Here is a 24,192-nt window from a genome sequence, read left to right as displayed (position 1 = left end):
AACCACATGCAGGTCAGTGTTCGCGACAACAACGTCGATCAGGCGCTTCGTGCCCTGAAGAAAAAGCTGCAGCGTGAGGGCGTATTCCGTGAGATGAAGCTTCGGCAACATTTCGAGAAGCCCTCCGAGAAGAAAGCGCGCGAGAAGGCCGAGGCCATCCGCCGCGCCCGCAAGCTTGCGCGCAAGAAGGCGCAGCGCGAGGGCCTTCTCTAGGCTTCTGAACACCTGGGTGGCATGGTCCTGGACCGAACCACCGAACGACGACCCCCGTGGCCCTGCCCGGGGGTTTGTTGTTTCCAGCGCCCCCCGCTTCGACAGAGACACCGGCGCGCCCTTGCCTGCCCGTGACAGTGGACGTAAGTCACCTCCGTCACAGCGGAGAGCGCGCATGAAGTCCACGATCACCTGGCTCGGCAACAAGACCTTCACAGGCCAGACCGAAAGCGGCCATTCGATCGTGATCGGAACTGCGGACGGCAACGCACCGAAGCCCGGTCCCTCCGCGATGGAACTGGTGCTTTTAGGCGCGGGAAGCTGCTCGGCCTGGGACGTGGTCGAAATCCTGAAGAAGGGCCGCCAGCAGATCGAGGATGTCATCGTCGAACTCGACGCCGACCGTGCGCCCGAGCCTCCCAAGGTCTTTACGCGGATCCACATGCACTTCGTCGTCAAGGGGCGGGGCTTGTCCGAAGAGCGCGTGAAGCGCGCCATCGACCTGTCGGTCGAGAAGTATTGCTCGGCCACGATGATGCTCGAGAAGACCGCAACCGTCACACACGACTTCGAGGTTGTCGAAACCGCCTGACTCCTAGACTGGCAGCGCCGTGGTATGCCGCACGGTGCGGAGCGAAAAGGACGAGTGCATCTGCGCGACGCCGGGCAACCGTGCGAGCTTCTTGCGGTGGATGCGGGCGAAGTCTTCGGTATCGGCCGCCACCACTTTCAGAAGATAGTCGGCCGTCCCCGCCATGAGGTGACATTCAAGGACGTCGGGGATCAGCCGTACTTCGCGTTCGAAGGCGTCAAGCACTTCGTCCGTCTGGCCAGACAGCGTGATCTCGACGAAGACCACCGTCGAGCGTTCGAGCCTTTTAGGATCGAGCAAGGCGACATAGCCCAGAATGACACCTGCTTCTTCCAGTCGCTGTACCCGCCTATGGCACGCAGAAGCGGACAGGTTCACCGTCTCGGAGAGTTCCGCATTGCTGATGCGGCCTCGTTTTTGAAGCGTTGCGAGGATGCGGGCATCTGTCGCGTCCAGTTCAATCAACACGCAAGAATCTCCGTCAATTCCCTGAACCATCCGAAGGTTCTTTCGTGATAGCGACTTTGGCAGCTTCAGAAAAGACACAGCTTGCATCCGATTCCGCCGATACTCCACGCAACACAAGGAGTGCGAAATGAAGATCGGTTGCCCGAAAGAGATCAAGCCGCAGGAGTTCCGGGTGGGCATGACCCCCTCGACCGCCGGCGAGGCTGTGCGTCACGGTCACGCCGTCCTGATCGAGACCGGGGCTGGCCTGGGCGCGGGCTTCGAAGACGCCGATTACGTCGCGCAGGGTGCAAACATTGCCACCGGTGCGGCGCAAATCTTCGCCGAGGCCGACATGATCGTGAAGGTGAAGGAACCGCAGGCGGTCGAGCGTGCGATGCTTCGCGAGGGCCAGGTTCTGTTCACCTACCTCCACCTCGCTCCCGATCCGGACCAGACGCGCGACCTCCTGGCTTCCGGCGCGACCTGCATCGCCTATGAGACGGTAACTGACGCGGGTGGCGGCCTGCCGCTTCTGGCACCCATGTCCGAGGTTGCGGGTCGACTTGCGCCCCAGGTCGGCGCATGGACTCTTCAGAAAGCCAACGGCGGACGCGGCGTCCTTCTTGGTGGCGTGCCGGGCGTCGGGCCGGCCGAGGTCGTAGTGATCGGCGGCGGTGTCGTCGGCACCAACGCCGCCCGTGTGGCGGCCGGAATGGGCGCGAACGTCACGGTGCTCGACCGCTCGCTGACGCGCCTGCGCTACCTCGACGACGTCTTCTCGCGCGACTTCCGTAATCGCTTCGCCAGTGCCGCGGCAACAGCCGAACTGATCGCCACGGCGGACATGGTGATTGGCGCCGTGCTGATCCCCGGCGCCGCCGCACCCAAGATCGTCAGTCGCGCAGACCTTTCGACGATGAAGCGCGGGGCAGCCGTCGTCGACGTGGCCATCGACCAAGGCGGGTGCTTCGAGACCTCGAAAGCCACCACCCACGAGAACCCGATCTATGAAGTCGACGGGATAATGCATTATTGCGTGGCGAACATGCCGGGTGCCGTCGCGCGGACCTCGACCATCGCGCTGACGAACGCGACGATGCCCTTCCTTCTGGCGCTCGCCGACAAGGGATGGCGCGTCGCCTGTTCCGAGGACCCGCACCTGCGCGCCGGACTGAACGTTCACGCCGGGACCCTCACCTATGCCGCTGTCGGCAGAGCCCTCGGCCTCGAGTCCGTCCCCGCGGAACAGGCCATCCGAATGTGAAAAGGCCCGCCGAACTGGCGGGCCTTTCGCCGTTCTGCAGATATGTCAGGCGCGTAGGCGAAGCGCGTCCCGGATGTCGATCAGAAGGTCCTTCTCCGAGGGGCCGGTATCGACTTCGGGCGCGACGTCGTCGGGCCGGACCGCCGATGCCTTCACGCGGTTCACCATCTTCACCAGCATGAACACGACCCATGCGATGATGAGGAAGTTGATTACGGCCGTGAAGAACGAGCCGTAGGCAAAGACCGTCGCCCCTGCGTCGCGCGCCTGCGCGAGGCTGGCATACTCGCCGCCGCCCATGACCCAGAACAGGTTGCTGAAGTCGACTCCGCCGGTGAAAAGCCCGATGATCGGGTTGATCAAGTCATCCACCAGAGACGTGACGATGGCCGTGAAGGCCGCACCGATAATGATGCCGACGGCCATGTCCATGACATTGCCCTTGGCGATGAAATCCTTGAATTCGTTTATCATGTTATCCCTCTTGCTGAGTGTTTCAGACGGGACGCCAATGCTTCGCCACGGCTGTTCACACATTGTTTGCGCGAACAATCCTTTAGCCTCATACGGTACTGTTGCAATGGGAATGTTTGGACCGGCGCGTCAGAGCGCCGACCTTAGCTCTTTCGCCTGCACTTACCCTCGCAGGACGCCGCCCGTCGCCTTGCCCACCTTCTCGACGATGGTACGGCCCACGGCCTCGATCTGGTCCTCGGTTAGCGTCGCCTCTCGCGGCTGCAAACGCACGGCGATGGCGAGCGACTTCTTTCCAACGCCGAGGCTGCCGCCCACGAACTCGTCGAAGACGCGCACCTCGTCGATCAGCGCCTTGTCCGCGCCCAGGGCCGCGTTCACGACGTCGATCGCCTCCACACCCGCGTCGAGGACGAAGGCGAAGTCCCGCTCCACCGCCTGCAGGTCGCTGATCGCGAGGGCCCCACGCGAGGCACTGGTGTTCTTCGGCTCGGGGATCGCGGCGATATGGACGCTGAAGCCCACTACCGGACCCTTCACGTCGAGCGCACGCAGGACCTTCGGGTGCAATTCACCGAAGGCCGCGAGTACGATCTTGGGGCCGAGAGTGATGCGCGACGACCGCCCGGGATGCCACCAGCCCTTGGCGCCACGCGGATACTGGACGCGCGCGGGCGCGCCGAGCGCCGACAGCACCGCCTCGGCGTCGGCCTTGGCGTCGTAGACGTCGACCGGGCGGCGTGTCCCGTGGACCTCCTTGGGCCCCGTCGCACCCACGCGGATGCCGGTCAGCAGCATCTCCTGCTCGCCCGGTTCACCGCCGTGGAAGATCGCGCCGACTTCAAAGAGCGCCAGGTCCTGGAAGCCGCGCGCCTGGTTTCGCGCCGCCGCCCGCAACAGGCCTGGCAGAAGCGAGGGTCGCATGTGCGTCATCTCGGACGAGATCGGGTTGGCGACCCGCCTGCCTTCCGCTCCGCCGAAAAGGGCTGCCGCCGTCTCGTCGATGAAGCTGTAGGTCACGCACTCGTTGTAGCCAAGCGCCGCCGTCAGCCGCCGCGCCACCTGCTCGCGCTTCTGCATCGGCGTCAGGATCGGCTTCGGTACGCCGGCTGTCATGCGCGGCATCGGCGTCGGCTGGAGGTTGGTGAGCGACGCGATGCGGGCCACCTCCTCCACGAGGTCCGCCTCGCCCTGCACGTCCGGCCTCCACGAGGGCGGCGTCGCCATGTCGCCGTCGAGCGTGAACCCCAGCCGTTTCAGCGTCGCGCGCTGTTCTGCCTCGGGGATGTCCATGCCGACGAGCGAGGAACACCGTGCGGTGTCCAAACGGTAGGACCGTGTCGTATCGGGCACTGCACCAGCCTCGACCACATCGGAGGCCTCTCCGCCGCACAACTCGAGGATCATCCTTGTCGCGGCGTCCAGCCCCGGACGGGTGAAGGCCGGGTCGACGCCTCGTTCGAAACGGTAACGCGCGTCCGAGTTGATCTTCAGCGCGCGGCCCGTGTTGGCGATGGTGACGGGATCCCAGTAGGCGCTTTCGAGGAATACGTTCACCGTCTCTTCGGTCACGCCCGACTCCTCGCCGCCCATGACGCCCGCGATGCTTTCGGGCGCGCGGTCATCGGAAATGACGATCATCCCCGGCTCGAAGCTGTAGGTCTTCTCGTCCAGCGCAAGCAGCGTCTCGCCACCCTTGGCGCGGTGGACGCGGAGGTTTCCCCGAACCTTGTCGGCGTCGAAGACGTGCAGCGGGCGGTTGCGGTCATAGGTGAAGAAGTTGGTGATGTCGACGAGCGCCGAGATGGGGCGCAGGCCGATGGCGCGCAGACGCTTCTGCAGCCACTCGGGCGAAGGCCCGTTCTTCACGCCCCGGATCACGCGGCCCGCGAAATAGGGGGCGCCATCCAGCGTGTCGGCGTCGATGGTCACGCCGATGGGGCTGGGGAAGCTGCCCTGCACCGGCTCGATCCCGCGGTCGATCTTCGTCCCTATCCCACGCGCGGCGAGATCACGGGCGATCCCCTCGACGCCGAGCGCGTCGGGGCGGTTCGGAGTGATGGCGATCTCGATCACCGGGTCCACCGCCTCGGGCCGGTTCTTCGCCAGCCAGTCCACGAAACTCTCGCCGACCTCGCCCGAGGGCAGCTCGATGATGCCGTCGTGCTCGTCGGACAGTTCCAGCTCGCGCTCCGAGGCCATCATCCCGTGGCTCTCGATGCCCCGGATCTTGCCGACAGACAGCGTCACGTCGATGCCGGGGACATAGTCGCCGGGCTTGCAGACGACGACTGTGATCCCCTCGCGCGCGTTCGGCGCGCCGCAAATGATCTGCTTCTCGCCCTCGTCGGTGGCGACCACGCAGACGCGGAGACGGTCGGCATCCGGGTGCTGCTCGGCCTTCAGGACCTTGCCGAGGGTGAAGCTCTTGAGCCTGTCGGCAGGGTTCTCGATGCCTTCCACCTCCAGCCCGAGGTCGGTGAGGGTCTCGGCGATCTCGTCCACGGAGGCGGGTGTGGCGAGGTGCTCGTGGAGCCACGAGAGAGTGAATTTCATTTCTTTGAGCTCGCATTATTTAAAAGATTGCCGACAATATTCGCCGTCCAAATAAACGCGAAGCCTAAGACAAAGGTGTAGAACGAATACGCGGCCACGCCTTCAAGGGTGAACATATCGTTCAATACTACGGTTCGAAGACTCTCAGAAAATCCAATGCCTTCAGACATGCCTCCGAAGACGGCCAATGCAATTGTCACGATTGAATAACCAAGCAGCAAAAACCCCAGAATGCGAACGACCTTCAGATAATTTGCCATCAAAGCCCCCCATGCAGCGTCGGCACCTGCAGCGCGCTGAACCCGTAGTGCCTCAGCCACCGCAGATCCGAGTCGAAGAACGCCCGCAGATCCGGAATCCCGTACTTCAGCATCGCCATACGGTCGATGCCCATGCCGAAGGCGAAGCCCTGCCAGACCGCCGGGTCGATTCCACCTGCCTGCAGCACCTTGGGATGCACCATTCCCGACCCCAGCACCTCGAGCCAGCCGTCGCCCTCACCGACGCGGACCGTGCCGCCTTCCCAGGAGCACTGGATGTCTACCTCGGCCGATGGCTCGGTGAAGGGAAAGTGCGAGGCGCGGAAGCGGGTCTTCACCTTGGTGCCGAAGAAGGCCGAGAAGAACTCCTCCAGCACCCACTTCAGGTTCGCCATCGAGATGTCGCGGTCGATGGCCAGACCCTCGACCTGATGGAACATCGGCGTGTGGGTCTGGTCGTAGTCGGCGCGGTAGACGCGGCCCGGGCATATGATGCGCAGCGGCGCGCCGTGCTGCTGCATCGAGCGGATCTGGACGGGCGAGGTGTGGGTGCGCAGCACGTGGGGCGGGCGGTTGTCGCCGTCCTTGCCCGCCATGTAGAAGGTGTCCATTTCGGTCCGCGCCGGGTGGTGCGACGGGATGTTCAGCGCGTCGAAGTTATACCAGTCGTCCTCGATCTGCGGGCCCTCGGCCACTGCGAAGCCCATGTCGGCGAGGATGGCGGTGACCTCCTCGGTCACTTGGCTGACGGGATGGATCGTGCCCTGCGGACGCGGGCGACCCGGCAGCGTGACGTCCAGCCACTCGGCGCGCAGGCGCTCGTCCAGCGCCGCATCCTCGAGCGCCGCCTTTTTCGCCGCGAGCGCCGAATTGATCTCGTCCTTCAGCGCATTCAGGCGCGGGCCTTCGACCTGCCGCTCTTCGGGCGTCATGCGGCCCAGTTCACGCATGGCGAGGCTGACTTCGCCCTTCTTTCCGACGGCCGCGAGGCGCAGCTCCTCGAGCGCCGCCTCGGTCCCTGCCTCGGCAATGCGGCCCAGATATTTCTGTCTCAGATCGTCCATGCCGGACCCTCGCTTCCCGTCCCGCTTCCCCTAGCGAGAGGCCCCGTCATTTGCAACCAAGGCCCGCGCGACGAGGCCTCCGATCACCTCGGATCCGGCGGGCGTCGGATGCACACGGTCGCTGTCGTAGAAGGCCGGGTTGCCGTCGATGGCCTCGCGCGTCGGCACGAAGGTGACACGCGGGTTCGACGAGGCGAGACGGGACAGCCGGCGACCGAGCTCGGCCAGCTCGTCCGAGCAGCTCGAGAAGCTTCCGCCGCCGCCCCGTACGGGACCGTAGTAGCCCACGATGACGACGCGCGCATTAGCGAGACGGGCGATCAGCGCGGGGTAGTCCTGCAACGACAGCCGGTCCAGCACCGCGTCGCAGCCAGAGCAGCCACAGGTGTTGCGCAGGTCGTTCGCGCCGCCGTTCAGGACGATCGTACCGAAGTCGCCCGCGCGGATCTGACCGGGGATGGACAGGCCGACCGCCGCGCGGACGCCCGAGGCGCGCATGGTAGCACCGGGCACCGAAGCGTCGAGGACGGGCGCCCCGATCCGCTTTTCGATGACATCGGCGACCGACGTGCCATCGCCCCGGTTCCAGGCGAGGATCGAGTCGCCGATGACAAGCACGTTCGCGTTCCGGTCGGTCACCTCGGGCGCGAAGCCGCACCCCCCGAGGGCGACGAGCAGTGAGAGGAGTATGGCCACCCTATGCATGGGGACCCGGCAGATCCGGGTGCTCTGGCGGACCCTTGATCTCGATCTTGTTGCCATCCGGATCCCGCACGTAGAAGGACGCCCCCATCCCGCGCGCTCCGCCGTGGATCGCCTCGCGCTCTATGGCGATGCCATGCTGTGCTAGGTGATCCCGCAAGGCATCGTGGCTGAAGGGCGCGCAGGAGAGGCACACGTGGTCGACGTTGCGCCCGCCCAAAACCGGCGGAACGGCGGCGGCCGCGCCCGGATGGCCCACGTCCCAGAGCACGATCAGCGCCGAGCCGAACCAGACCTGCTCCATCCCGAGCGACGGATAGCTGAACCCGGGCCGGCAGTTGAGCACGCCTTCGTAGAACGCGAGCGCGCGCGGCATGTCGGTAACCAGGAACACGACATGGTCGATTCCAACCGGATGGATGGGGTTGGTTTGACTCACTCTGCCCTCCCTCAAAGAAGGACGCCGCGCAACCCTCTCAGGTCCGCGGCGTCCTCTAACTGTCCGGGTTCCCGGCGTTACGCGAGCGCGGCCTTCGCCTGGTCGACGATCGCGCCGAAGGCGGCGGGCTCGTGTACGGCGAGATCGGCGAGGACCTTGCGGTCGACTTCGATCCCGGCAAGCGCCAGGCCGTTGATGAAGCGCGAATAGGTCAGCGTCTCGTCATGGCCGCGAACGGCAGCGTTGATGCGCTGGATCCACAGGGCGCGGAAGTTGCGCTTGCGAACCTTCCGGTCGCGCGTGGCGTACTGGTTCGCCTTGTCGACCGCCTGACGGGCGACTTTGAAGGTGTTCTTGCGGCGGCCATAATAGCCTTTCGCGGCATCGGTGACCTTCTTGTGACGGGCGTGGGTGGTCGTGCCCCCTTTAACGCGTGACATGTGTCGGTCTCCTCAGCGGTCGTAGGGCATGTAGCGCTTGGCCAGCTTCTGGTCCGGCTCGGACAGAACCTGCGTGCCACGCGCATCGCGGATGAACTTGGTGGTGCGTTTGATCATGCCGTGCCGCTTGCCGGCCTGGCCGCCTACGACCTTGCCGGTCGCGGTGACCTTGAAGCGCTTCTTGGCGCTCGACTTGGTCTTCATCTTGGGCATTTCCATCTCCTTCGTCGGACGGTGCAAAGACCCGCTCGGCATGCCACTTAGGCCGGCGGATCTGTCGGAGTGGGCCGGATACAACCGCACCCGTGCCGAAGCAAGGGAAAAGTGCGGTCCCCGGCCGCCGCAGGGCTCAGGCCCCGGTGAGAACCTTGACGAAGAGCTGAGGCATCTCGGCCACGGAATACCCGCCCGGACGGGACGAATTGGCGTAGAGGATCAGGACGCCACCCGCGAATAGGGCGAGCATCGCCGCGCGAGGCGGGCTGCCTCGGGAAAACGCGCCAACCGCCGTGGGGAAGGCCATGGCCAGAATGACCACGCCGATGACCATGATGAGATCGATGTACGGTGCCATGAGTCGGACCATGGAGGAAAAATTCGGCCTTTTTAGGGCGATCTATTCGGGATCGGCCGGAATGATGCGCCTTTCGTCACAGGACGCGACACGCAGGATGTTCGTGGTGCCCGCTTGCCCGAAGGGCACACCCGCGGTGACCACGAGGTAATCCGATGGCTGCGCGAACCCCTCGCTGATCGAAGCACGGGCCGAATTGAGGACAGCCGTCTTGAAGCGGTCGACCTCCTGCGTCTTCACGCAATGCAGGCCCCAGGTCAGCGACAGACGCCTCGCGGTTCCGATCTTCGAGGTCATCGCAATGATCGGAACATGCGGCCGCTCGCGCGCGACGAGAAGCGCCGTCGTGCCCGATTGCGAGTAACAGCAGATCACCTTGATGTCCGCCGTCTCGGCGATTTCGCGTGCGGCCGAGACGATGCCGTCGGCGACCGACCGTTTCGGCCCGCCCCGGCTGGCGTCGACGACATCGCGGTAGGTGGGGTCGCTTTCGACCTCCAGTGCCACGTTGTTCATGGTCTCGACGGCCTCGACCGGATATGCACCCGCAGCACTTTCGGCAGAGAGCATCACCGCATCGGCGCCCTCGTAGATGGCGGCCGCCACGTCGGAAACCTCGGCGCGTGTAGGCATCGGACTTTCGATCATCGATTCGAGCATCTGGGTCGCGACGATGACGGGTTTTGCCGCCGCGCGGCACTTGCGGACGAGACGTTTCTGTATCGGCGGCACGTTTTGCACCGGAAGTTCCACGCCCAGATCGCCGCGGGCGACCATGATGCCGTCCGACGCCGCGAGGATCGCATCGAATTCACGCACCGCCGCGGGCTTCTCGACCTTCGTCATGATCGCAGCACGACCCTTCACCAGCGCGCGCGCCTCGTGGACGTCCTCGACGCGCTGGACGAACGACAGCGCGAGCCAGTCGACGCCAAGCTCGCATGCGAATTCGAGGTCGGTGAGGTCCTTCTCGGACAGCGCCGCCAACGGAAGCACGACGTCCGGGACGTTGACGCCCTTGCGGTCCGAGATGGTGCCGCCGACCTCGACCGTGCAATCGGCGAAGTCAGGGCCGAACTCGCGCACTCTCAGACGTATCTTGCCGTCGTTGACGAGAAGTCGCGCGCCGGGTTCCAACGCCTCGAAGATCTCGCGGTGCGGAAGCTGGACGCGGGTGTTGTCGCCGGGCGCGTCGTCGAGGTCGAGGCGGAAGCTCTGACCCTCGGTCAATTCCTCACGACCCCTGGCGAAGGGACCCACCCGCAGCTTGGGACCCTGAAGGTCGGCGAGAATGGCGATTGGACGGCCGACGTCGGTTTCGACTTCGCGGATGATGCGATGGCGCGAGGCGATATCCTCGTGCGTGCCGTGGCTCATGTTCAGGCGGAACACGTCTGCGCCGGCATCGAACAGGGCGCGGATCATCTCGTAGGTGCTGGACGCGGGACCAAGTGTCGCGACGATTTTCACATTCCGGAGACGGCGCATGGTTCCAGTGTCCTTCCATCGGGTTTCGGGGTCCGTCTTAGCCTCAAATGTTAGCGCAGGACAACTGGCCATCCGCTTTTATCGCGGCTAGAGACAGCGCATGTCGTCCCCCTCCTCGGAACAGGACTGGGCCCCGGTCCGCCTCGTCGGCGAGGCGCGCACGTCGCGCTGGCTGGTGATTTGCGACCACGCGTCGAACGCGGTCCCGCCGTCGGTCGGCGGAGGCAGCCTCGGCGTCGCGGCCGAGGACATGGCGCGCCACATAGCCTATGATGTGGGCGCCGCCGGCCTCACCCTGCAATTGGCTGAGCTGCTCGGTGCTCCCGCCGTCCTTTCCACGTTCTCGCGTCTGGTGATCGATCCGAATCGAGGCGAGGACGATCCGACGCTTCTGATGAAGCTCTACGACGGCACGCTGATCCCCGCGAACCGGCACGCCGACCAGACCGAGGTCGAGCGGCGTCTGGACCTGTATCACCGGCCCTACCATGACGCCGTGGCTCGTCTGGCGGCGCGTCGGGCGGATACGGTGCTGATTTCGGTGCATTCCTTCACTCCGCAGTTCCGGCACCGGCAGCCGCGTCCCTGGCACGTCGGACTTCTTTTCGCGTCGGACGATCGCCTGTCGCGTCCGCTTCTCGACCTGCTTCGGGATGAGGGAAGCCTGGTCGTGGGGGAAAATCAGCCCTACTCCGGGACGCTCGAGGGCGATACCATCGACCGGCACGCCATTGCGCACGGCAGGCAGAATACCTTGCTAGAGGTGCGCAACGACCTGATCCGCGACGATGCGGGACAGACCGAATGGGCCGAGCGACTGGCACGCCTTCTTCCGCTGGCGCTGCGCCGAGCCGAAACCTGAACCGCAGGAGGACACATGGACGACCAGACCAGGATTGAACTCGAGGCGGCCGCATTCCGCAGGCTCCAGCGGCACCTGATGGAAGATCGGGCTGACGTGCAGAACATCGACCTGATGAACCTCGCTGGCTTCTGCCGCAACTGCTTGTCGAGATGGGTTCAGGAAGCGGCGGCCGAGCGCGGCATCGAGATGTCGACGGCACAGGCGCGCGAGGCCTATTACGGAATGCCCTACGACATTTGGAAGGCCGAACATCAGGCCGAAGCCACGCCTGAACAGAAGGGGGCCTTCGCCGCGTCCCATCCCGGTCACGACTGACGGCTCGCCGGAACACGCCCGTCCCGCTGGTTGCCTTCAAGAAAGGCGACCATGCCGGCGAAGGGCAGCGGTCGGGCGTACAGATATCCCTGCAACCGGTCGCACCCGAAATCCTTGAGGATCGTCTCATGCATCGGCGTTTCGACACCTTCGGCGGTGACGCCGATGTCGAGAGCCTGTGCGATGTCGATGATCGACCGAACCAGCTTCCGTGCCCGTTCCGACGTGGTGATCGGCTCCACCAGTCGGCGGTCGATCTTCAGACGGTCGGGCGCGATGCGCTTTAGGGCCACGATGGACGCGCGACCTGAGCCGAAGTCATCAACCTCGAATCGGACATTCATGCGGCGCAGCATCTCGACCCGCTTGAGGAAGGCGTCCGACTCCTCTTCCAGAAAGATGGTCTCGACGAGTTCCAGCGCGATGCCACCCCCGTAGTCCGCACGTTCGATGTCGGCGATGAAGCTCTCGCCCATGATCCGCTGCAGACTTACGTTGAACGACAGGCGCGGCAGGCACCCCGACAATCGGCGACATTCCCGGCACTCGGACGTGGCGGCGCGGAAGATGGCCGAGTCGATTTGGCCGTCGACCTGCATTTCTGCGGCTGCCGTCAGGAATTCCGAAGGCGGAAGAAGTCCGCGCTCCGGATGTTGCCAGCGCGCCAGCGTCTCGAACGCCGCGATTTCCCCCGTGAAAGGATTGATCTGGGGCTGGTAGACGGGAACGAACTCTCCCGCCTCCAGCCCGCGTGCGATGTCGTCGGTCAACCGTTTGCTTTCGCGGAGGCTTTGGAGATCGACGTGGTCGAAGACGGCGAAGCGCGCCCGGCCGGTCATCTTTGCCTTGTAGAGAGCGACATCAGAACTGGTGAGCAGGTCGTACGCGTCGATGAGCGGGGTGCGCGCGATCCCGATCGAGGCGGCGAAGCGACAGGGTCGGCCTTCGAAAAGGACCGGCTGCGAAACGGCGTCGATCAGCCGTCGCGCCAGAACCTCCGGTTCCTTGCTGCCGACCTTGCATCGGACGAGGACAACGAATTCGTCGCCCCCTGTTCTCGCGATCACGTCCTCTTCGCGCAGTCTTTCACGCAAGACGCGCGCGACCGACGTCAGGACATAGTCGCCCGCCGCATGACCCATGGTGTCGTTTATCTGCTTGAAACGGTCGAGGTCGATGTGCAGAGCCGCGATCTCTCCACCGCGGTCGCGGCGTCGCGCGATCATCTCGTCCAGCTTGATCTTGAGAAACCGCCGGTTGCCAAGCCCCGTCAACTCGTCGTGCAGCGCCTGGTGACTGATCTCGTAGTTCGCGCGCTCGAGGCGTTCGGCATACCGCTTCAGCTCTCTCTGCTGGTCGAGGAAATCGGAGATATCGACATAAAGCACGACCCTGTCGCCGTTCGAGGTCCCCGACCGGATGGCCCGATATTCCCGCCCCCGGATCGCGATGTGGAATTCCCTGTTACCCGGATCGCGCCAAAGTCTGCCCTGCTCCTGAAGCCACTCCTCCTCACGCCCGATTGCCTCGGGAAAGGCGTTGTTGACGAGGCCGAGGCGCAGGATCTGGTCTCCGGTCATGCCTTCGGTCAGCCCCCCGGCCCCGTCGGTCATAGACGCCGAGTAAGCCGTGTTGCAGATGACAAGGCGATCGCGGGAGTCGAAGATCGCGAAGGGGTCGGGCGCGGTGTCGAGCGCACTGATCAGCCGGCTCTGCGTCGCCTCGACCCGCGCGAGAAGCTGCTCGTTCTCAATGAGCGCCAGCTCTGCCGCCTGCTCCCGGTCCTTCAGGTCATCCACATCGCGCACCAGCACGACGGAATGCCGTCCGGGTCCGGTCGCATCGAACAGGGCGAAATAGGACACCCTGACCCAGAAGGTACTGCGGTCGTCGCGGATACACAGCGAATCCGTGCTGAAACTCGAGCGCCCGGACGCAAGCGGCTCCGTCACCGTCTGATGAAAGTCGGCGGTGTAGTCGTCGTGGTAGATCGACATCGCGTGACGGCCGATCATGTCGATCTGCGTCGCCCCGAACATGTGCGCAAACGGCTCGTTGACCCAGACGAATTCCGGTTCGACGTCGTTGCTGGCACGATAGGCGATCCCGACCGCGTCGACAGTCAGCTGCGGGAAGTTGGAGATCACGTCTTCTAGATTCATCACACCCGGTCGCACTCGGTCCTGACGGACGAGCGATAGGTGCAAGACCCTTAGGCATTACTGAATCCGAAGGCGTTCACCGACGCCCCAATGCTTCGGATTTTAGTCAGATGGCCGTCGCGCGGCTCTCCTCGAGATAGATTTCTCTCAGACGCTCCGCGACGGGGCCTGGCGTCCCCGATCCGACGGGTGTGCCGTCGATCTCGACCACAGGCGTGACGAAGGCCGAGGCCGACGTGATGAAGGCCTCGTCGGCATCCTTGGCCTCCTCTATGGTGAAAGGCCGTTCCTCCACACGCATCTGCGCCTCGCGCGCGAAGCGAAGGACGGCTGCGCGTGTGATGCCGTGCAGGATCTCGGTGCCGAGGTTCCGCGTCACGATCACGCCGTCCTTGACGATGTAAGCGTTGTTCGAGGTTCCCTCGGTCACCATGCCGTCCTCGACCATCCAGGCGTCGTCCTTGCCGGCCTTCTTGGCCATCATCTTGCCCATGGAGGGGTAGAGAAGCTGCACCGTCTTGATGTCGCGCCGTCCCCACCGGATGTCCTCGATCGAGATGACCCTTATTCCGGTCTTTGCCGCAGGACTGTCCGCGAGTCCGGGCTTGGACTGGGTGAACAGAATGAGGGAGGACCGAACCTCGTCAGGGTCAGGGAACGCGAAATCCCGGTCCGGGGCGGCGCCGCGCGTGACCTGGAGATATACCATACCGTCCGTCACGTCGTTTCGCTCGACGAGGTTGCGGTGGATCGCCAGTAGTTCGTCGGTCGTCACCGGCGCCGCAAGGTCCAGTTCGCCGAGCGAGCGCGCCAGCCGCTTGGCATGGCCGTCGAAGTCGATCAGCTTGCCTCCAAGCACGCTCGTCACCTCGTAGACGCCGTCGGCGAACAGAAAGCCCCGGTCGAAGACAGACACCTTTGCGTCCTCTTCGGGCAGATAGTCTCCGTTCACATAGACGATGCGGCTCATGGCGGTCCTCCGGTTTTCGGTCGGTTTAGCGGCATGGAAAGCGTTTGGCGAGAGCGGGCGCTTCCTAGCCCCAGAGCGCGGAGTCGGAGGGATACGCCCCCTCTTCGCCGTAATGCAACGGCGGGTCCCGGTCCTGGGCGAGAAGAAGGGGGCCGTCGAGGTCGACGACGTCGGCTCCCTGCGCCACCAGCACGGCGGGCGCCATGGCGAGCGAGGTACCGACCATGCAGCCGACCATCACCCCAAAGCCCGCGTCCCGTGCCGCGTCGCGCAGCGCCAGCGCCTCGGTCAACCCGCCGGTCTTGTCGAGCTTGATGTTGACCATGTCGTACTTGCCCTTCAGCGCTGGCAGGCTATCCCGGTCGTGGCAGCTCTCGTCCGCACAGACGGGCAGGGGACGCGCGATCTCGGCCAGAAGGTCGTCCTGTCCGACAGGCAAGGGTTGTTCGACAAGAGCGACCCCCATCCGGAGGAGGTGAGGCGCCAGTTCGCCATAAACGTCCGCAGTCCAACCTTCGTTCGCGTCGACGATGATCCGCGTGTCCGGGGCGCCCTCGCGCACCGCCTCCAGCCGCGCCATGTCGTCCTCGTCGCCGAGCTTGATCTTGAGAAGCGGACGATGAGCGTGACGCTGCGCGGCTGCTCTCATCCGATCCGGCGTGTCCAGGGACAGGGTGTAGGCCGTGGGAACCGGCCTAGGCGCTGCAAGGCCGGCAAGCTCCCAGACCCTTCGCCCGGAACGCCGGGCTTCGAGGTCCCAGAGGGCACAATCCACGGCATTCCGCGCGGCGCCCGCGGGAAGGTGTCTGTCCAAGCTCTCGCGAGCAACAGGTTGAGGAAGCGAGAGGATCGCGGCCTCTACCCCCTCCATTGTCTCGCCGTACCGCTTGTAGGGCACGCACTCTCCGCGGCCGATGACGCTGCCGTCCTCGACCGTTACGGTCAGCACTTCGGCGACGTCGCGCGAACCGCGCGAAATGGTGAAGGTCTCGGCCAGGCGAAAGCGTTCGGGCATCACGGTCAGCTTCATCGCTGTTCAGATCCCCGCAAGCGCATCGACCAGGCGCCCCGCCCCGTGCCGGAACGGATCAACGCACGGCAGGCCCATCCGGGCTTCGGTCTCCTCGCAGAGGCGCAGCGCTTCGTCCTCACCAAGCGCCTTCGTGTTGATCGAGATACCGGCCACCTCGCAATCCGGGTTCGCAAGCCGCGCCAGAGGCAGGGCGGTGTCGCGCAAGGCTTCAAGGGATGGGAGGGAGTGGTCGGGCAGCCCCCGCAAATGGGTCCGCGTCGGTTCGTGCGCGAGGATCAGCGCGTCCGGCTGGCCACCGTGTATCAGGGCCAGCGTCACTCCGGAGTAGGAGATGTGATACAGGCTCCCCTGCCCCTCGATATGGTCCCAGTGATCCGGCTCGTTGTCGGGCGTCAGCCACTCGACCGCGCCAGCCATGAAGTCGGCGACCACGGCGTCCAGCGGGATGCCATTGCCTATGATGAGGATCCCGGTCTGGCCCGTCGGTCGGAAGGTCGACTTCATGCCTCTCGAGCGCATCTCGGCGTCCATGGCGAGGCCGGTATACATCTTGCCGACCGAACAGTCGGTCCCCACAGCGAGGCAGCGTTTGCCGCTTCGCTTCACGCCATTTGCGATCGGGTACGAAACCGTCGGAACGCGCACGTCGTAAAGCGTACGCCCTGCGCGCTGCGATGTCGCCTTCACCCGCTTCTCGTCCCGCAACAGATTGTGCAGCCCCGAAGCAACGTCATAGCCGATCTCGAGTGCCTCGCAGAGCACGTCGATCCACGCTTCGGAAATGACGCCGCCCCGGTTCGCCACACCGACAACCAAGGTCCGAGCTCCTGCCTCGTATGCTTCGGCAAGCGTCATATCCTTCGCCGCCACGTCCGCCTTGCAGTTTGGCATCCTGAACTGGCCGACGACGTTTTCGGGACGCCAGTCGGCGATCCCCTGCGCCACCTTGGCCGCCAACTGGTCTGGAGCATCACCCAGAAAAAGCAGGTATGGCGTTCGAATCATGAGGGTCCCCTTATGGCTGTTCCCAGCCTGCCATCGGCTGCCGCCAGATGGGAGGGTGCAACGACGACGCTTGCTGCACCTGCAAAACCGCCTTGCGTGCCGCAGCGCAAGATCTTACCCGTGAGACTGCCCGAAACGAAAGAAAGTTGCCTGTATGTCTTTCCGCGTCCAGCCCGCGCCACCCGCCCGTCCGAACCGCTGCCAGCTTTTCGGTCCCGGCTCACGACCCGCGATCTTCGAGAAGATGGCGGCGTCCGAGGCGGATGTCATCAACCTCGACCTTGAGGACGCGGTGGCGCCCGATGACAAGGCGCAGGCACGGAAGAACATCGTGGAGGCCGTGGGCGACGTCGATTGGGGCGACAAGACGCTCTCGGTGCGGATAAACGGCCTCGACACCTCCTACTGGTACCGCGACGTGACCGAGGTGCTGGAGAACTGCTCGGACCGGATCGACCTCCTGATGATCCCAAAGGTCGGCAACGCCTCGGACGTCTATGCCGTCGATGCGCTGGTAACCGCAGTGGAGCGCGCGAAGGGACGGACGAAACCGATCGGGCTCGAGGTCATCATCGAAACCGCCGCCGGCATCGCTCATGTCGAGGAAATCGCCGCGTCCTCCCCCCGTCTCCAGGCGATGTCGCTCGGCGCAGCGGACTTTGCGGCGAGCATGGGGATGCAGACCACGGGCATCGGGGGCACGCAGGAGAACTACTACATGGCGCGGCACGGCCAGAAGTACTGGTCGGACCCCTGGCACTGGGCGCAGACCGCCATCGTGGCGGCCTGCCGCACCCACGGCGTGTTGCCGGTCGACGGCCCCTTCGGCGACTTCTCGGACGACGAGGGTTTCCGCGCGCAGGCGCTGCGATCCGCGACGCTCGGCATGGTCGGCAAATGGGCGATCCACCCCAAGCAGGTTGCGCTCGCCAACGAGGTCTTCACGCCGACCGAGGAAGCCGTAGCCGAGGCCCGCGAGATCCTTGCGGCCATGGACGAGGCGCAGCGGACCGGATCGGGCGCGGCCGTCTACAAGGGCCGCCTCGTCGATATCGCAAGCGTGCGGCAGGCCGAGGTCATCGTGAAGCAGGCCGAGTTGATCGCAGGGCGGTGACGCCGCCCCACGCTCACATCGCGGCGAGGGCTCGCTTGGCCATTACCTTGACGAGGTTCGCACGATACGCGGCGTCGCCGTGGATGTCGGACAGCATCTCGTCCGCGTCGACGGTCACGCCATCGACCGCCGCGGGTGAGAAGTCTAACGACAGAGCTTGCTCCAACGCGCTTGCGCGGAAGACGCCATCGTTCCCCGCCCCGGTGACCGCGACCCGAATACCGTCCGCCCCCTTGGCGATAAAGACACCGCAGAGCGCGTAGCGAGACGCGGGGTTCGGGAACTTTGCATAGGCGCAGGCCTCGGGCGCATCGAACGACACCGACAGGATGATCTCGCCTTCGTCGAGAGCAGTGGTGAACATGCCTTCGAAGTAATCGTCCGCCGAAATCTCGCGCTTGTCGGTACGGATGACAGCGGCAAGGCCCAGGACACCTGCGGGGTAATCGGAGGCGGGGTCGTTGTTCGCGATGGACCCGCCGATGGTGCCGCGGTGGCGCACGGCAGGGTCGCCGATCAGCCCGGCCAGATCCGCGAGGCCCGGACAGACCGAGCGAAGCTCCGCGCTGCCAGCTACCTCGGCATGGGTCGTCATCGCGCCGATGGTGACCCTGCGTCCCGAGACCTCGATGCCGCGAAGGGCGCCGATACGCGAAATGTCGACAAGGTCCGACGGCGCGGCAAGCCGAGCCTTCATCGTCGGGATAAGGGTCTGGCCACCGGCGATCAACTGGCCCTCGTCGCTCGCAGACAGAAGGCGGGAGGCATCCTCGACGCTGGCGGCGCGGTGATAGGTCGTTTCATGCATCGGGCTTACTCCTCGATGCGGGCGTCACATCTCGCCCGCGGCCTGCTGGATGGACTTGACGATGTTGTGGTAGCCGGTGCAGCGGCAGATGTTGCCTTCCAGCTCTTCGCGGATCGCGGCCTCGTCAAGCGTGCGGCCATCGGCTCGATACCGCGCGACCATGTCGATGCCGGACATGATCATCCCCGGCGTGCAGAATCCGCACTGAAGACCGTGATTGTCGTTGAACGCTTTCTGCATCGGGTGCAGCGCGTCACCCTTCGCCACGCCCTCGATCGTCGTGACCTCGCATCCATCGGCGGCGGCAGCCAGCATGGTGCAGGACTTCATCGCCTTGCCATCGACATGGACGACGCAGGCCCCGCACTGGCTGGTGTCACAGCCAACGTGTGTGCCTGTCAGCCCGAGTGCATCGCGCAGGAATTCGACCAGAAGGGCACGGTCCTCGACCGTGGTCGATACTCTCTGGCCGTTCACGGTAAGGGTGATGTCTGCCAAGCTGTCCTCCTCGTCGCAGGCTCGCGTCTCGGCGCGAGGCCCGGGCATCTTCCGGAAATGTCGCGCGACATTCCAGCGCTAATCGCGCATCGGGCGACGTTTTGCAATCAGGCAGCCAGACCCGCCTGCCCCATGTTCAGGAACTTCGCGCGGCGATCCCGGACGAGATCTTTGCGGGACATGGGCGCAAGCTGCTTGAGGATGTCGTCGATGCACAGTCCGACCGAGCGCATCGTCGACACGCGGTCACGCTGCGCACCGCCCACGGACTCGGCGATGATCCGGTCGATCACGCCAAGCTTGTGCAGGTCCTGCGCTGTAAGGCGCAACGCCTCGGCAGCTTCCTTCATCTTTTCGGCATCCTTCCAGAGGATCGACGCGCAGCCTTCGGGCGAGATGACGGAATAGATCGAGTGCTCGAGCATCGCGACGCGGTTGGCGGTGGCAAAAGCCACGGCTCCGCCGGAACCGCCCTCGCCGATCACGACGCTGACGAGGGGCACGCCCAGCCTCAGACACTGTTCGGTCGATCGCGCGATGGCCTCGGACTGGCCCCGCTCTTCTGCGCCCTTGCCGGGATAGGCGCCCGGAGTGTCGATCAGCGTGACGACCGGGACCCCGAAGCGGTCGGCGAGGTTCATAAGCCGGATCGCCTTGCGATAGCCTTCGGGACGCGCCATGCCGAAGTTGCGCTCGATCCGGGACTGGGTGTCGTGGCCTTTCTCGTGGCCGATCACCATGACGGGCCTGTCGTTCAGCCGGGCCAGGCCGCCCATGATCGCGTGGTCGTCGGCGAAATTGCGGTCGCCAGCCAGCGGCGTGTACTCGGTGAAGAGGGCGTCGATGTAGTCCTTGCAGTGCGGACGGTCGGGGTGCCGCGCAACCTGGCATTTCTGCCAGGGGGTCAGGTTCTTGTAGAGATCGCCCAGAAGGCTCTGCGCCTTTCGGTCAAGACCCGCAGCCTCCTTGTCGACATCCATCCCCTTGTTCGACCGGGCCATGGCGCGCAGTTCCTCGGCCTTGCCTTCGATCTCGGCAAGCGGTTTTTCGAATTCGAGATAATTCATGCCTGACCTCTTCTGCTCCCGGTATATAAGGGACGCCGGGCGGCAGCCGCAAGTTCAGGGCAGCCGCGACCGGATCAGGTTCAGGACCGCGGGCATCCGGAATTCGCCGTCGGCCTCGAAGGGCCGATACGCCTCTTCGAGACGCGCCGCGACCTCGGCTTCCTGCACTGCCGTGCTCTCGTAGAGCCTCAGCGCCCGCGCTGCCGATCCGACACGCAGGCTCAGGGCCACAGCGCCTGCGGCGCCTTCGGGATGACGCAGGAAGACCGTCAGAGGCTCGACCTCCGCATGTTCCAGCCCTGCGCCGCGCAGGACGTCCCGGACATAATCGGCATCCGACAAGCCCATGGGCCCCGGTGCGTTCGGCGCGGTCTTGGGCAAGGGACCTAAGACCTCGCCCGCGACGCGCGAAGGCAGCCCCCACCAGGGGTTGCGGGCGACAGGCCCCCAGACGCCGAAGACCATTCGTCCGCCGGGACGAACCGTCTTCGCGATGTTCGCGAATGCGGCGGCAGGGTCCGCAAAGAACATGACACCGAAGCGCGACGTGGCCAGGTCGTACCGCGCGACGCCGAGGTCTGCACTCTGCGCATCCGCGACAGCGAACTCGAACCGATCGGCCAATCCTTCTGCCGTTGCGCGCGCCTCCGCACGCCTCAGAAGCGGCGGCGAAATATCGAGAGCCGTCACCCGTCCGCCGGCCCCGACCCGGCGCGCGGCGGCAAGCGCATGTGCGCCGGTTCCGCATCCGACGTCGAGCACCGACTCGCCCGGCTTCAAGTCGGCGGCATCCAGCACCGCGTCCGTTACCGACGCGAAAAGCGTGTCCAGCGCCGCTTCGTTTTCGATCCATGACAATCCGGTTGGGGAAGCCCAGTAGCGCGCTTCGTCGGAATTGGGGCCGGTTTCGCTCACCAGAGGGTCTCCCTTGCACGCTCGGGCCAGACGGCATCGTAGGCTTCGCCCCCGTGGCGATCATCGCTCAACGCCGCCAGGATCTGGCCCGGGGTCGGAAGCCCGGCGCTCTGGTCGCCAGAGCTCCAGAGCTTCGACCTCAAGAGCGCGCGGGCGCACTGGAAATAGACCTCGCCGATCCGCACGACGATCACCGACCTGGGACGCTTTGCCCCGCGCTCGAAACGCCCGAGCACTGCGGGATCGACGGTCAGCCGCGCCGTTCCGTTGACACGCACGACGTTGTCCGATCCGGGAACCATGAACAGAAGCGAGACACGCCCATCCCGAACGATGTTCCGCAGCGAATCCACCCGGTTGTTTCCGTGCCAGTCCGGAAGCGCCAAGGTGCGCTCATCGATCTCGATCACCACAGGCCCATCCTCGCCCCGCGGCGAGGCGTCTGTCCCCTCGGGCCCGACCGTGGTGAAGATGCAGAAGCGCGAGGCGGCGATCCATTCGCGATAGACCGGCACCAAGCGGTCGGCCACCTTCGCGACCGCGGTTGCCAACGGTATTCCGTAGATCGCCTCGAGAGCCTCGATGGTGTCGATGTCGTGTGTCACGGTCGAGGATCAGCCTCTTCGTTCAGGGCGGCGGAGCGCGTCTCGATGACGTCCTCGAGATGAGCCATGAACGGCTTTATAGCCATCCCGGACTGAATCGGTGCAAGGAATTCGACCACGGCGGTGCCCTGGCGGCGCATCACCCCGCGCTTCGGCCAGAACAGGCCGACGTTGGCCGCGACGGGAATGCAGGGCTGTTCGAGTTGCTCGTAGAGGATCCCGGTGCCGACCTTGTAAGGCAGGTATTCTCCGGGGGCGACGCGCGTCCCTTGCGGGTAGATTATGAGCTGCCCCGGCTCCAGCCGCCCCTTTTCGACGTCCGCCTTCATCTTCTCGATGGCTTTGCCGCGCTTGCCCCGGTCGACGGGAACGCAGCCGATCCTCAACGCGTACTGCCCCAGGATCGGCGCGTACATCAGTTCGCGCTTCATGATGAACCTCGCGCGGGGAAGCGCGTGGAAAATGAGGATGATGTCGAGAAACGACTGGTGTTTGGCCGCAACGACCACCTCGCCCTGCGGAATAGGGCCCCGAACCTCGGTCTTCAGGCCCACCATCCAGCGGGCCGCCCACCTGACATAGGCGCACCAGGCCTTGCAGGCTCGGAAAGCCCAATCGCGTGAGAAGAGCGCGAAGGGAAAGAACACCACGGCATAGATCGCCATGACGACGTAGATCGAGACGTTGAACACAAGCGACCGCAGCCACTGGATGGCGACCATCAGGGCGCGCTCCCCAGACGGCGCGCTGCGGCGGCCCGAGTCGCCGCATAGGCCAGCAAGGCGGCGGCAGGTGGGATGACGAGAGGCCAGAGCCACTCGACCCCAGACAGCCCAAGACCTGCGAGAATGCCCGTCTCAGCACCACCGGGCATGAGGAGAAGTGCGATCATGCCGATAAGGGTCCCCGCCCCCGCCCCTGCCGCCGCGCGAAGCGTGAAACGTTGCACGAAGGCGCGGGTGATCCAGGCGTCGCGAGCGCCCACAAGGCGCAGAACGTCGATGACCTGACCGTTGGCCGCGAGGGCGGCCGATGCCGCAAGCGCGATCGTCACCGCCATGACACCCGCGATCAGGATCAATGAGACCGTCCCGAGCTTCCGAAGCCAGCCCGCCGCTTCGGCCAGGGGCGCGCGCCAGCGGCCGTGGTTGTCGTAGACGGCTCCGGGGGCCTCGGCCTCCAGACGGAGGTTCAGACCCTCGACATCGGGCCCGTCTCCGATCTCGGTCACTTCGATCAGTATGGGCAGACGCAGGCTGTCGAGCGGAAGGTCGGTTCCGAACCAGGGAGCCAGGAGGGCCGCCTGCTCGCCGTCGTCCAGCCGGTGAGCCGTTCCTATCCCCGGCGTCTGCTTCAGCGCCTCGAGGATGGTGGCGACCTGGACGTCCTGGCCCTCGTCCGCGGCTGGTAGGCGCACGGTCGCTGTGCCGGCAAGCTCGGTCTCCCATCTCGTCGCAAGGTCCCCGGCCGCAAGCGACAGCGCGATCGCGAAGACGGCGAGAAAGGCGGTCGCGGCCGAACTCACGATGGTCAGAGCGGCTGTGAAGCCGGTGGCAGGCACCACACGCGCTGCGGTCGGATCGGTGGACAGAAACGAGGGGCGCCTCACAAGTCGATCCCTGCCTGTTCGACGCGCCCGCCCTTCAGCCGCAGGACCCGCGATGTCACACGGGACTTTGCCTGCCGGATCAGATTCAGGTCGTGCGTCGCGCAGAGGATCGTCTTCCCCAAACGGTTGAGCTGGATCAGAAGGTCGAGGATCCTCAAGGACATGTCCCAGTCGACGTTCCCCGTCGGCTCGTCCGCCAGAACCACGTCCGGCGACAGGATCACCGCACGCGCCAGGGCGGCCCTCTGCCTTTCGCCGCCCGAAAGCTCGGGGGGATGCTGCGCGGCCTGATCGCCCAGTCCGACCCATCCCAGGAGTTCCGCGAGATGTGCGTCCGCGGTCGCCTCGGATTGACCCGCGACCGTCGCCGGCAACCGGACGTTCTCGGCCACCGTCATGTGGTCGATGAAACGGCTGTCCTGGTGGACGACGCCGATCCTCCTGCGCATCCGCGCGATCCCGTCGCGGTCCAGCCGGCCAACATCCTCATCCAGCACGCGCACGCGTCCTGACGACGGCCGAAGCTCCATCGATACCATTCGAAGAAGGGTCGTCTTGCCCGCGCCCGACGGGCCGGTCAGGAAGTGAAAACTACCTTGCGGAAGGGACATCGACATGCCGTCGAAAAGCGTTCGACCGCCGTAGCCCACCACGACATCGTCAAGCTCGATCACGCCGCCTCCCCGCCTCGCTGTTCGCTTTTGCCCGTT

29 protein-coding genes are annotated in these 24,192 nt (G+C 65.2%); 6 read left to right on the top strand and 23 right to left on the bottom strand.

Features of this window, described 5'->3' with window-relative positions; genetic code table 11:
• The first annotated feature begins 6 nt into the window (after window positions 1–6).
• The gene (gene rpsU / locus C8D95_RS19575) at window positions 7–213 is read left to right on the top strand and encodes a 30S ribosomal protein S21 (protein ID WP_007818122.1); all 207 of its coding nucleotides are present in this window, start codon (window positions 7–9) and stop codon (window positions 211–213) included.
• Window positions 214–388: 175 nt separating this feature from the next.
• On the top strand, window positions 389–805 hold the full coding sequence (locus C8D95_RS19570; protein ID WP_109760889.1) for an OsmC family protein: 417 nt from the start codon (window positions 389–391) through the stop codon (window positions 803–805).
• A gap of 3 nt (window positions 806–808) precedes the next feature.
• On the opposite strand, the gene C8D95_RS19565 is transcribed toward C8D95_RS19570, so the two are convergent.
• Window positions 809–1,267, bottom strand: a complete 459-nt coding sequence (locus C8D95_RS19565) for an Lrp/AsnC family transcriptional regulator (RefSeq protein WP_109760946.1) — start codon at window positions 1,265–1,267, stop codon at window positions 809–811.
• A gap of 133 nt (window positions 1,268–1,400) precedes the next feature.
• Here C8D95_RS19565 and ald point away from each other — a divergent pair, with 133 nt between their 5' ends.
• Window positions 1,401–2,519 carry an alanine dehydrogenase gene (gene ald, locus C8D95_RS19560; RefSeq protein ID WP_109760888.1) on the top strand — a complete coding sequence of 373 codons (1,119 nt, stop codon included), beginning with the start codon at window positions 1,401–1,403 and terminating at the stop codon, window positions 2,517–2,519.
• A 45-nt stretch (window positions 2,520–2,564) separates the two neighbouring features.
• Here the strand turns inward: ald and mscL are convergent, their stop codons facing one another.
• From mscL to pyk, 10 genes are all read right to left on the bottom strand, one after another.
• The gene (gene mscL, locus C8D95_RS19555) at window positions 2,565–2,993 is read right to left on the bottom strand and encodes a large conductance mechanosensitive channel protein MscL (RefSeq protein ID WP_109760887.1); all 429 of its coding nucleotides are present in this window, start codon (window positions 2,991–2,993) and stop codon (window positions 2,565–2,567) included.
• A 162-nt stretch (window positions 2,994–3,155) separates the two neighbouring features.
• Complete coding sequence (gene pheT / locus C8D95_RS19550) at window positions 3,156–5,549, bottom strand: phenylalanine--tRNA ligase subunit beta (RefSeq protein WP_109760886.1); 2,394 nt, start codon at window positions 5,547–5,549, stop codon at window positions 3,156–3,158.
• Window positions 5,546–5,809, bottom strand: a complete 264-nt coding sequence (locus C8D95_RS19545) for a hypothetical protein (protein ID WP_109760885.1) — start codon at window positions 5,807–5,809, stop codon at window positions 5,546–5,548. The genes pheT and C8D95_RS19545 overlap by 4 nt, the downstream gene beginning before the upstream one ends.
• The gene (gene pheS, locus C8D95_RS19540) at window positions 5,809–6,873 is read right to left on the bottom strand and encodes a phenylalanine--tRNA ligase subunit alpha (RefSeq protein ID WP_109760884.1); all 1,065 of its coding nucleotides are present in this window, start codon (window positions 6,871–6,873) and stop codon (window positions 5,809–5,811) included. Before pheS ends, C8D95_RS19545 begins: the two co-directional genes overlap by 1 nt.
• Before the next feature lie 30 nt (window positions 6,874–6,903).
• Complete coding sequence (locus C8D95_RS19535; RefSeq protein WP_164721755.1) at window positions 6,904–7,569, bottom strand: SGNH/GDSL hydrolase family protein; 666 nt, start codon at window positions 7,567–7,569, stop codon at window positions 6,904–6,906.
• Window position 7,570: 1 nt separating this feature from the next.
• Window positions 7,571–8,014, bottom strand: coding sequence for a VOC family protein (locus tag C8D95_RS19530; RefSeq protein ID WP_241239737.1), 444 nt, complete (start codon window positions 8,012–8,014; stop codon window positions 7,571–7,573).
• Between the two features lie 77 nt (window positions 8,015–8,091).
• The gene (rplT, locus tag C8D95_RS19525) at window positions 8,092–8,454 is read right to left on the bottom strand and encodes a 50S ribosomal protein L20 (RefSeq protein WP_109760882.1); all 363 of its coding nucleotides are present in this window, start codon (window positions 8,452–8,454) and stop codon (window positions 8,092–8,094) included.
• 12 nt (window positions 8,455–8,466) lie between these two features.
• A complete protein-coding gene (gene rpmI, locus C8D95_RS19520; RefSeq protein WP_109760881.1) occupies window positions 8,467–8,667 on the bottom strand; it encodes a 50S ribosomal protein L35 in 201 nt (66 codons plus the stop codon).
• A gap of 136 nt (window positions 8,668–8,803) precedes the next feature.
• The gene (locus C8D95_RS19515) at window positions 8,804–9,028 is read right to left on the bottom strand and encodes a hypothetical protein (protein WP_241239738.1); all 225 of its coding nucleotides are present in this window, start codon (window positions 9,026–9,028) and stop codon (window positions 8,804–8,806) included.
• Window positions 9,029–9,070: 42 nt separating this feature from the next.
• Entirely contained in the window at window positions 9,071–10,516 is a 1,446-nt protein-coding gene (gene pyk, locus C8D95_RS19510) for a pyruvate kinase (RefSeq protein WP_109760880.1), read from the bottom strand.
• A 100-nt stretch (window positions 10,517–10,616) separates the two neighbouring features.
• On the opposite strand from pyk, the gene C8D95_RS19505 reads away from it, so the two are divergent.
• Together C8D95_RS19505 and C8D95_RS19500 are read left to right on the top strand one after the other, a co-directional pair.
• Window positions 10,617–11,378: an N-formylglutamate amidohydrolase gene (locus tag C8D95_RS19505; RefSeq protein WP_109760879.1), complete on the top strand. Its 762-nt coding sequence runs from the start codon at window positions 10,617–10,619 to the stop codon at window positions 11,376–11,378.
• 15 nt (window positions 11,379–11,393) lie between these two features.
• The gene (locus tag C8D95_RS19500; RefSeq protein WP_109760878.1) at window positions 11,394–11,696 is read left to right on the top strand and encodes a DUF1244 domain-containing protein; all 303 of its coding nucleotides are present in this window, start codon (window positions 11,394–11,396) and stop codon (window positions 11,694–11,696) included.
• Here C8D95_RS19500 and C8D95_RS19495 read toward each other — a convergent pair.
• The 4 genes from C8D95_RS19495 to dgcN all read right to left on the bottom strand — a co-directional run bounded on the left by C8D95_RS19495 (window position 11,687) and on the right by dgcN (window position 16,866).
• Complete coding sequence (locus C8D95_RS19495) at window positions 11,687–13,858, bottom strand: putative bifunctional diguanylate cyclase/phosphodiesterase (protein WP_109760877.1); 2,172 nt, start codon at window positions 13,856–13,858, stop codon at window positions 11,687–11,689. The genes C8D95_RS19500 and C8D95_RS19495 overlap by 10 nt on opposite strands.
• 106 nt (window positions 13,859–13,964) lie before the next feature.
• Window positions 13,965–14,828, bottom strand: a complete 864-nt coding sequence (locus tag C8D95_RS19490; RefSeq protein ID WP_109760876.1) for a D-amino-acid transaminase — start codon at window positions 14,826–14,828, stop codon at window positions 13,965–13,967.
• Between the two features lie 64 nt (window positions 14,829–14,892).
• A complete protein-coding gene (dgcA, locus tag C8D95_RS19485; protein ID WP_109760875.1) occupies window positions 14,893–15,858 on the bottom strand; it encodes an N-acetyl-D-Glu racemase DgcA in 966 nt (321 codons plus the stop codon).
• 6 nt (window positions 15,859–15,864) lie between these two features.
• Window positions 15,865–16,866: an N-acetyltransferase DgcN gene (dgcN, locus tag C8D95_RS19480; RefSeq protein ID WP_109760874.1), complete on the bottom strand. Its 1,002-nt coding sequence runs from the start codon at window positions 16,864–16,866 to the stop codon at window positions 15,865–15,867.
• Window positions 16,867–17,020: 154 nt separating this feature from the next.
• On the opposite strand from dgcN, the gene C8D95_RS19475 reads away from it, so the two are divergent.
• A complete protein-coding gene (locus tag C8D95_RS19475; RefSeq protein ID WP_109760873.1) occupies window positions 17,021–17,980 on the top strand; it encodes an L-malyl-CoA/beta-methylmalyl-CoA lyase in 960 nt (319 codons plus the stop codon).
• 13 nt (window positions 17,981–17,993) lie between these two features.
• Here the strand turns inward: C8D95_RS19475 and C8D95_RS19470 are convergent, their stop codons facing one another.
• The 8 genes from C8D95_RS19470 to C8D95_RS19435 form a co-directional block, all read right to left on the bottom strand.
• Entirely contained in the window at window positions 17,994–18,788 is a 795-nt protein-coding gene (locus C8D95_RS19470) for an FAD binding domain-containing protein (protein ID WP_109760872.1), read from the bottom strand.
• Window positions 18,789–18,812: 24 nt separating this feature from the next.
• On the bottom strand, window positions 18,813–19,286 hold the full coding sequence (locus C8D95_RS19465) for a (2Fe-2S)-binding protein (protein ID WP_109760943.1): 474 nt from the start codon (window positions 19,284–19,286) through the stop codon (window positions 18,813–18,815).
• Between the two features lie 107 nt (window positions 19,287–19,393).
• Window positions 19,394–20,353 (bottom strand): acetyl-CoA carboxylase carboxyltransferase subunit alpha, encoded by a 960-nt coding sequence (locus C8D95_RS19460; protein WP_109760871.1) that lies wholly within the window; start codon window positions 20,351–20,353, stop codon window positions 19,394–19,396.
• A 54-nt stretch (window positions 20,354–20,407) separates the two neighbouring features.
• Window positions 20,408–21,268 (bottom strand): class I SAM-dependent methyltransferase, encoded by an 861-nt coding sequence (locus C8D95_RS19455; protein WP_164721756.1) that lies wholly within the window; start codon window positions 21,266–21,268, stop codon window positions 20,408–20,410.
• Window positions 21,265–21,873, bottom strand: coding sequence for a pyridoxamine 5'-phosphate oxidase family protein (locus C8D95_RS19450; protein WP_109760869.1), 609 nt, complete (start codon window positions 21,871–21,873; stop codon window positions 21,265–21,267). The genes C8D95_RS19455 and C8D95_RS19450 overlap by 4 nt, the downstream gene beginning before the upstream one ends.
• Window positions 21,870–22,598 carry a lysophospholipid acyltransferase family protein gene (locus C8D95_RS19445; protein WP_109760942.1) on the bottom strand — a complete coding sequence of 243 codons (729 nt, stop codon included), beginning with the start codon at window positions 22,596–22,598 and terminating at the stop codon, window positions 21,870–21,872. The genes C8D95_RS19450 and C8D95_RS19445 overlap by 4 nt, the downstream gene beginning before the upstream one ends.
• On the bottom strand, window positions 22,595–23,482 hold the full coding sequence (locus C8D95_RS19440) for a cell division protein FtsX (RefSeq protein WP_109760868.1): 888 nt from the start codon (window positions 23,480–23,482) through the stop codon (window positions 22,595–22,597). Before C8D95_RS19440 ends, C8D95_RS19445 begins: the two co-directional genes overlap by 4 nt.
• Window positions 23,479–24,156, bottom strand: a complete 678-nt coding sequence (locus C8D95_RS19435; RefSeq protein WP_109760867.1) for a cell division ATP-binding protein FtsE — start codon at window positions 24,154–24,156, stop codon at window positions 23,479–23,481. Before C8D95_RS19435 ends, C8D95_RS19440 begins: the two co-directional genes overlap by 4 nt.
• Window positions 24,157–24,192: the final 36 nt, after the last annotated feature.

Origin of the sequence: Silicimonas algicola (assembly GCF_003148765.1) — a bacterium.
Taxonomy (GTDB): domain Bacteria; phylum Pseudomonadota; class Alphaproteobacteria; order Rhodobacterales; family Rhodobacteraceae; genus Silicimonas; species Silicimonas algicola.
The sequence above is the reverse complement of the archived record's forward strand: the minus strand, read 5'-3'. Positions and strand labels throughout refer to the sequence as shown.